This window comes from Actinoallomurus sp. NPDC050550, from assembly GCF_040655075.1.
In the GTDB taxonomy this organism is placed as follows: Bacteria; Actinomycetota; Actinomycetes; order Streptosporangiales; family Streptosporangiaceae; genus Actinoallomurus.
Genome location: NZ_JBFAJC010000049.1, coordinates 67,975 through 76,318, shown reverse-complemented (window position 1 = coordinate 76,318; position 8,344 = coordinate 67,975). Strand labels below are relative to the sequence as shown.

The window sequence follows — 8,344 nt, the reverse complement described above, 5'->3', positions numbered from 1 at the left end:
GCCCAACCGGGCTGAAACGTGGGCACGCATTCGACACGGCCACCCGTTGACGACCGAACACAACCAGACACACACCGAACAGCGTCCGACCTCATCCGTGCAGGTCGGACGCTGTTCCTGAAGATCATCACTTGTGGGCAGGGGCAGGGGCAGGGGCAGGGGCAGGGGCAGGGGCGGGGTCGAACCGCCGACCTTCATCTCGCAAATCCGCTGAGATGTCCCGCCCGCCCGCATAGGTTGAAATCCTGGCCGCACGCTGGCCTGCGAGATGAGGGGCCCGTTCTCCGGCGCTTTGGTGGCCGGGTCCCAGTGCCACCACTCCGGTGTCGGTCCGGAGGTAGAGCATCCCGTCGGCCGGCAGCACGGTCTGGCTGTCCTCTTCGTAATAGGCGCCCGCCCGGCCCGGCGAGCACGTACACCATGCCGGCGTCCACGGCGACCGCTTGGTCACTCCACGAGCAGCCGTCCTCGAATCGGTAGGTCCATCGTTCGCGGCCCGACCTGGGGTCAAGCCCGACGATCTCGTGTCTCCTCGCCGGTCCGGGAGACCCATCCGCGTCCTGTTCACGTGTGACCGGCATGCGGTGACCGGTTCTGTGACGTCGCTGTGACCGGCTCCTTGGCAGTTTGTCCGGCGTTCGTGTTTCCGGCGAGGAAGGGTTCTTTTATGAGACGTGCCGTAGTCGGTGGCGTGGGTGGTTTGGCCTGCGTGGTGCTGGCGCTGGGCAGCGCGGCACTGGGCACCTCCGCGCCGGCCGCCACCGTGGCGAGTCGGTCGGTTTCGGCGGTCGAGTGGAAGCCGTGCCCCACCTATTCCGATGAGGTGATCAAGAGCCTGGGCGCCCCCAGCGAGCAGATACCGCAGTTCCGCGCGCAGCTGAAGCGCCTGGAGTGCGGGACGATCAGCGTCCCGCTGGATTACCGCCGCCCGGAGGGCCGGAAGATCAGCATCGCGTTCACCCGGCTGAAGGCCGTGGGCACCGAGCACCGGCTCGGCGCGCTGGCGATAGCTCCGGGCGGGCCCGGCGGCAGCGGATATCTCGACCCCATCGCGATGACGCTCAGGAACAAGGAGATCGCCCGGCTCAACGACCGGTACGACCTCATCGGCTTCGATCCCCGCGGAGTGAACTACAGCACCAAGACCAGCTGCGCAGGTACGCCTCCTCCCAATGCGGGACCCGGACCGCTGACCAAGGCGTCGGCCAAGCGGATCTACGAGGCTCAGGCGGCGGACAACGCCGCCTGCGGGCGGTCCGATCCGGCCTTCCTCGGGCAGCTGACCACCGCGAACGTGGCCCGGGACCTGGATCGGGTGCGGGCCGCACTCGGTGAGCGCAGGTTCAACATCCTCGGCTTCTCTTGGGGCACCTGGCTCGGCGCGGTGTACCGAAGCCTCTTCGCCGACCGTACGGGGCGCGTCTTCCTGGACAGCCCGGCGCCGCCATACACCAGCTTCGACGAGCACGACAAGGGGGTCGCCGAGGCCACAGAGCGGAACTTCGCGCGTATGGCGGCGTGGCTCGCGCGCTACCACGCGACGTACGGCCTGGGTGCCACCGCGCAGCAGGTGCGGGCCTCGGTCTTGAAGCTGCGCCACGACTATGACGCCAACCCCAAGACGTTCACCGACCTGAACAGACCGATCGACGGCTCCTCCATCGCCCAACTGGCCGGCACGACTTCACCTCAATGGCCGCAGGCCGGCCGGGCGCTCGCCGAGCTGCGGGACGCGACCGGCTCCCAAGCACCGCCCACCGTCAAAAAGATCTTCGGCGCCGAACCGGCCAAGCCCGTCCCCGGCGCACCCGAGATGATGAACATGACGATGAACCGGGCGACCATCTGCAACGAAGATCAGAGCCGGCACGGCTTCTCCGCCGCCTGGGCCGCCTACCAGCAGCGCCTCAAGCGCAACCCGGTGACGGCCTTCTACTTCGGCGCTGGATGCGCCGGCTGGCCGCTGCCCGTACAACAGACCCGGGTACACCGCACTGGGGGATCGCTGGTCCTGTCCGGGCACCGTTACGACATTATGTCCGTCTACAAGTGGACCCTGCAGATGCAGGCCGCCATCGGCGGCAAGGTCTATACCGTCGACGACGACGTCCACGTATCGGCCACACGCGTGCCCGAATGCGCCGCAGACGTGGTGGCCTACTTCACCACCGGCTGGATCGACCACGGCTGCAGCGGAGAGAAGGTGCCAACTCCAGTGGACCCGCAACAAGCCGGATCCCGGATCTGACCACTCCACCGGAACCGACAGCCGACAGGACAGATCAGGATCCAGCCGGCAGCAAGCGGCCCGATGAGCCGGCCGGCAGCTCATCGGGCCGCCAGGCTCCGCACGCGGGCGTCTCCAGGCGGGGCGTCCGCCGCTTCGGTCAGCGGGGCGGCCGCCGGTCAACCGGCGTCAGGAGCAGCAACGCTTCTGGCGGAAGATCGCGGAGGGGCGCCGGACACGACGGTCGGGACACGGTCCGAGAGATGGAGTCGACGCCGGACACAGCGACAGACAGAGCCGAACACGGCCGTGCAGGTTGTTGCGTTCAGCTTCTTTCCCGGCAGTCACGGCCGTGCGAGAGTGACATAGGACGTCCTACCTCTCCCGTCCTCGACGATCGGAGGACAGTAACCGTGCGCAAGAGACATCTCGTCAGACCCGCCTCTGCGGCCGTGCTTCCGCTGACCTGCGTCCTCGCCCTGACCACACCCGCCCAGGCCGCGCACGGCGCGCCTGCCGGTGCGCCCAGGCAGGTGGCCGCCGACGCGGATCAGCCCGCCGGAATACCGGCGACCGATCCGCACCTGGCCTTCGATGGCCACTGGGGCCGCCTCGGCAATGCGATGATCACGCCGAACTCGGGCTCCCAGTTGCGGTTCCGATTCACCGGGCGCACTCTCGCGGGCCGCTTCGACACCTCGTCGGTGACGCTTCCCGCGCAGATCTACGTGTCAATCGACGGGGCGGTCCCGGCCCGGTACACGGTGGACCGGGACCTGATCGACTTCACCCCGACGCCGCTGACGGGCCGGAAGCACACCGCCGAAATCTCCGTCAAGGACGTCAACGAACACGCGAACCGGTGGGTCCTCCCCCTGCAGTCGGGCCTTTCATTCACCGGTCTCGAACTCGACCCCGGAGCCCATGTGCAGACGCCGGCGCCACTCGGGCCCCTACGCATGGAGTTCCTGGGCGACTCCATCACACAGGGCGTCAAGTCCCTGTGCGGGCTGATCGGCACGGACTGCGACGACGGCACCAAGGACTTCGCCCACCTGACGGGGAAGGCCTTCCACGCCCACACCAACCAGGTCGGTTTCGGTCGCCAGGGCATCCTCGTGAACGGCAACGGCGGCGTGCCGACAGCGAGCGGCAGCTTCGGCTGGAATTTCCAGGACTCCCCGGCCGACCCGCTCTTCCGCCCCGACGCTGTGGTCGTCAACCAGGGCACGAACGACTACTTCCTCGGCGCCGAACCGTTCCGGCCCGCCTACCTGAGCTACTTGAAACAGATCCGTGCGGCCTACCCACACGCATGGATCTTCGCGATGCGTCCCTTCGGCGGCTACAACGCCGAGAACGTGGCCTCGGCGGTCACCGAGGCGAACGATCCCAGGACCGTGTACGTCGACACCACGGGCTGGATGTCGGCGGACGCGGGCGACTACACCGACGGCGTCCACCCGGGCGTCGAGGCCCACGCGAGGGCGGCGGCACTGCTGACCGACTTCATCGCGCACACGACCGGCTGGGCGGCGGACCCGGTCAGCGAGCGCCGGCATCTTGCCGCCCGTCGCGGTGGCCGTCCGCCGGAGAGCGGACGGCCGTTCGCTGTGGGGACGCAGGGCGGAGCCCCCGCATCGGGGGTTCCATGGGGTCGCCCCCCTGGGAAAGCACAAAGCCCCCGGCGAAGTTGACCGAAGGTCAACGAGCACCAGGGGGCGAGTGGGCAGGGGCGGGGTCGAACCGCCGACCGTGTCTCCACGCGTGCGCGCGGTCTGCGGGTCCGCTCAGGTGAGGAGTTTCGCGAGCTGGGCCATCTCGGTGGGTGGGTCGATCACCGGCTGGATGAGGAGTTCGTCGATGCCGGCCTGTTCCAGGGTGGCGATGCGGGCGAGGAGGTCGTCACGGGTGCCGACCAGGGCCAGGGTGTTCATCAGCGAGGGCAGGACCAGGTCCCGGTCCTGGGGTGCGATGCGTCCGAGGTAGTTGGGGTAGAGCTTGGTGTGCCGGTCGGGCGCGGTGGCGGTGGTGCCGCGCCGATCGATGAGTCGCTGCATCGCTGCGCGTTCGGCGGGGCCGAGTTGCTCGGCGAAGGCGCGTGGGTCGGCGGCTGTGTCGGCGGCGAAGGCCAGCAGGGACAGGACGAGGTGGCCGGTTGCGTCCCGGGCCGCGTCGCCGTGGGCGTCCTCGTTCTCGTCGAGTATGTGCAGCGCGGTGACAACGTAGGAGTCCGTGCGGGATTCGGGGTCGCGGGGTGTGCCGTGGGCCGCGTGGCGGCGGGCGTCATGCAGCGCGTGCCAGGCGGCGGGGTCCAGCAGGCCGAAGGAGATGAGGCCGGTGCCGCGTCGGCCGGCGACGGCGGCGGCGTTGGGTCCGAGCGCGGCCACGACGAACTCGATCGGGTCGGTGGTGTTCACGGTCGTCCCGGTGTGCAGGAACCGGACGTCGCGGACCCGGTCACCTTCGCGGTACTCGATGGTGCGTCCGGCGCACAGGTCCTGCAGTGCGGTGGTGAACTTCTCCAGCGTGGCCGCCGTGGTCGGCCGCATGCCCAGCGTGCGCCGGGCGGTGTTACCAGTGCCGACCCCGCAGATGATCCGGCCCGGTGCCAGGGCGTTGAGGCTGGCGAACCCGCTCGCGGCGGCCGGGGCCGAGCGCAGCGCCGGTGAGGTCACGCCGATGCCGAGCCTGATGCGGCTGGTGGCCTTCGCACACAGTCCCAGGGCGACGAAGGGGTCGCCGTGGACCATCGGGGTGTCGTTGACCCAGAAACTGTGCAAGCCCAACTCCTCGGCCTGTACGGCGAGGTCCTCCACACCGGGCTGTGCGCTGACCACGACGCCTGCACGCATCAAACCCCCAAGGCACAAGGGATCGAATCGACCTTGCCCAGCATGACAGCTCTGCATGTTTACCAGGGCGGGGTCGAACCGCCGACCTTCCGCCTTTCAGGAGTAGCAACCACCCTGCTCAGAGACTCTATGCCGAGGCAGACGGTAGTGGGCGTGCGCCGACGGCTGTCCACGGTGGCCGACATTGCGTCACCGTTGCCGTCAACGACTGCGGCTGTCACGCAGTATCGGTGATGGCCATTCAACGCGGAGCACATGTACCTCGCGCTGTTCCTCTAGCACGAGGTATGTAGCGAGCCCGCGTTCGCCGAAGGCGTGCGTGAGCATGTTGCCCCGGGGATTGGCAGGTTGAACGGCTGCCCACTCCACGGCGCCGTCTCCAGCAACGTGAACAACTCGGCGATCGGACGTAGAGCTCCCTCCGGGACCGCTTTGATCTGTTCCTCGGCGATCGGGTCCGGGTTGAGCCGGTACACCTACCGTCCGTTCTCACGCTCGGCGAGGATCTCGCGCCATGGTCTACCCGCGGGGACGGCCTCCCCTGCGGCAAGCTGACTGGCGCGAGCATGCGTCCGCCGACGCCCTTCGGGGTCGTGCGCCGAGTCGCAAGCGGAGATCCACCAGCGGTGCACGAAGTCGTTCAGCGCGCCGAGATCGAGGTTCACACGGACCTCGTCAAGCACCGCTTTGAGCCCGGCGTCGAACGCCTCACGGTCTTGAGGCACGACCAAGGCGGCCCGGATCGCGCGCAGGCTCTTGGCCGGCTCGGGTGCGCTGCCAGGGGCGAAGTCATGTGGTTGCGCAGTCATCCCGGGCCTCCTCTCCCTCCCCCAGAGCTCACCCGACACACTCCCGCGAGTCGGAGAGCCGGGAAGGTAGGTAAGGGCGCCAGCGCGCGCCGGAAGCCAACATGTCCGCGATGTCCTCCATCTTCGCAATTCGCACCGATCGCCGGTTCCGATGCGTAGACTCTCGACCACTTTGGCACGCACAGCGGAACTGACGAGTGAAACGGAGCCTGCGAAGGCCGAGCTCCGCGCGGGAAGGGCGGCCCGCGCTATCGTCTCCGACGGCCGCGCGGTCCACGACGCCATCGAGGCGGTCCTGGCCGCGCCGGGGGAGTCCCGCGAGATCGCGCGACGGGCGTACGAAGTGGTGCGCGATCAGCTTGTCACCGGCGAACTGGACACGATGCCGGTGGACCGGCTCCGGGAGCTTATCCAGGGCCGGGTCACGTTCGTCCCCGTCAGGGACGCCGGCATCGACACAGTCGGCGCGGTCCTCACGACCGGCGCAGAAGCACTCAGGCGAATCCCCCGAGTACGCCGGAAGGCGGCCAAGCGGATCATGGCCGCCGCATGGCAGATGCGGGAGTCCGTCGAGGAGAGCACCCGCGTCCGCATCGAACCAGACGCCCGTACCCCCGAGCAGACCGCTCTCATCGCCGCCTTGCGCCGCTACGAACGCACCAGGTCCGTGATGAAGGGCCCGGACCCGAGCCCGCTGGCAAGTGAGCTCGGGGGTTACCTCGGCCCTGCGGCACGCGGCGCGAGCCGCTGGGGAATGCTCTTCACATTCTCCAAGCGGAAGAGGCAGGAAGCTCGTGATGCACTCGTCCAGCTGGACGCCACCCTGAGTTCCAAGAAAGTCACTGCGGTACGCAAACGCCTGTCCACAGCCGAGTCCCGGCTGGAGAAGGCCGGAAAGACACCGAGGGCTGCCCGGCTATGGAGCGATTACCTCGCCCGCCCGGTCATCTACAACGGCCTGTTGATCGAGGTTGGGGGGCTCGACCCGGTCAAAGAGGCCGGTCAGGGATTCCTCCCCGCCGATATCGCCGAGCAGGTCCGCGTGTTTCCCCTCGACCAGTCCCGCCTCAAGACCTCGCTGCGAGGCTACCAGCTGTTCGGCGCGAAGTTCGCGCTGGTTCAGGAGCGGGTGATTCTCGGCGACGAGATGGGCCTTGGTAAGACGATGCAGTCGCTCGCCGCGATGTGCCACCTCGCGGCCAAGGGCGCGACGCACTTCCTGGTCGTCTGCCCGGCGAGCGTGGTCGTCAACTGGACTCGCGAGGTTGAGCGGCACACGCTGCTGGAGGTCCGCCGCGTGCACGGGCCTGGCGAGAAGCGGGAGGCGACCCAGCAGGAGTGGGCGGCCAGGGGTGGCGTGGCGGTCACGACATTCGAGGTGCTGCGCGCCATGCCGGAGGACCTGGACGTCTCTGTGGCGATGATGGTCGTCGACGAGGCGCACTACGTGAAGAACCCGACTGCGCTTCGCACGCAGGCGGTCAGCGAATGGGCGGCGCGGAGCAGGCGGGTGCTGTTCCTGACGGGGACGCCGATGGAGAACAAGGTGGGGGAGTTCCGAGTGCTGGTCGGGCACCTGCGCCCGGAGCTCGCCGAGAACCTGGACATACCGGATGGGGCGCTGGACGGCACCAAGTTCCGGGAGGCTGTGGCACCGGTCTACCTGCGGCGCAACCAAGAAGACGTGCTAAGCGAACTTCCGCCGCGGCTGGAGACGCAGGAATGGGTGGCACTCGAAGGACCGGCGCTGCGGGCGTACCAGAAGGCGGTCCTCGCGGGGAACTTCATGGCGATGCGCCGGGCGGCGTTCGGCCCGGGGACGGTGAAGGGATCGCCGAAGCTCCGGCGGCTGGTGGAGATCGTCAGCGAGGCTGCGGACGGCGGGCGCAAGGTCGTGGTGTTCTCGTACTTCCGCGACGTGCTGGACACGGTGACACAGGTACTGGGCTCCGGGCGTCATGGCGTCCCCGGCGTGCATGTCGTCGGCCCGCTGACCGGGGGCATCCCGCCGACGAACCGCCAAGCGATGGTGGACGAGTTCACTGCCGCCAAGGGGGCTGCGGTGCTGGTCTCCCAGATCCAGGCGGGCGGCGTGGGCCTGAACATCCAGACCGCCTCGGTGATCATCATCGCCGAGCCGCAGCTGACGCCCTCGATCGAGGAGCAGGCGATCGCCCGCGCGCACCGGATGGGCCAGGTGCGCCGCGTGGACGTGCATCGGCTGCTGTGTGGGGACAGCATCGACCAGCGAGTCCTCGAGCTGCTGGCGGACAAGCGCGAGGCGTTCGACGAGTACGCGCGCCGCAGCGACATGGCGAACGCGACGCCGGACGCGGTGGACACGGGCTCCGAGACCGAACTGCGGCGCCAAATCGTGGCCGCGGAACAGAAGCGCCTCAAGGCGGCGTGACCCGCAGAGCTTTCGTGGCCGCACGTCGTCGCGTTCGATGAAC

General features: G+C 68.6%; 5 protein-coding genes. 3 read left to right on the top strand and 2 right to left on the bottom strand.

Features of this window, described 5'->3' with window-relative positions:
- The first annotated feature begins 667 nt into the window (after positions 1 to 667).
- Together AB0I04_RS42690 and AB0I04_RS42685 are read left to right on the top strand one after the other, a co-directional pair.
- Complete coding sequence (locus AB0I04_RS42690) at positions 668 to 2,248, top strand: alpha/beta fold hydrolase (protein WP_360898279.1); 1,581 nt, start codon at positions 668 to 670, stop codon at positions 2,246 to 2,248.
- A gap of 392 nt (positions 2,249 to 2,640) precedes the next feature.
- Positions 2,641 to 3,924: a GDSL-type esterase/lipase family protein gene (locus AB0I04_RS42685; protein ID WP_360898277.1), complete on the top strand. Its 1,284-nt coding sequence runs from the start codon at positions 2,641 to 2,643 to the stop codon at positions 3,922 to 3,924.
- 93 nt (positions 3,925 to 4,017) lie between these two features.
- Here the strand turns inward: AB0I04_RS42685 and AB0I04_RS42680 are convergent, their stop codons facing one another.
- Both AB0I04_RS42680 and AB0I04_RS42675 read right to left on the bottom strand, forming a co-directional pair.
- Positions 4,018 to 5,082 (bottom strand): LLM class flavin-dependent oxidoreductase, encoded by a 1,065-nt coding sequence (locus AB0I04_RS42680; protein WP_360898275.1) that lies wholly within the window; start codon positions 5,080 to 5,082, stop codon positions 4,018 to 4,020.
- Positions 5,083 to 5,558: 476 nt separating this feature from the next.
- Positions 5,559 to 5,891, bottom strand: coding sequence for a DUF6247 family protein (locus tag AB0I04_RS42675; protein ID WP_360898273.1), 333 nt, complete (start codon positions 5,889 to 5,891; stop codon positions 5,559 to 5,561).
- Between the two features lie 172 nt (positions 5,892 to 6,063).
- Here AB0I04_RS42675 and AB0I04_RS42670 point away from each other — a divergent pair, with 172 nt between their 5' ends.
- Positions 6,064 to 8,301 (top strand): DEAD/DEAH box helicase, encoded by a 2,238-nt coding sequence (locus AB0I04_RS42670; RefSeq protein WP_360898271.1) that lies wholly within the window; start codon positions 6,064 to 6,066, stop codon positions 8,299 to 8,301.
- Positions 8,302 to 8,344: the final 43 nt, after the last annotated feature.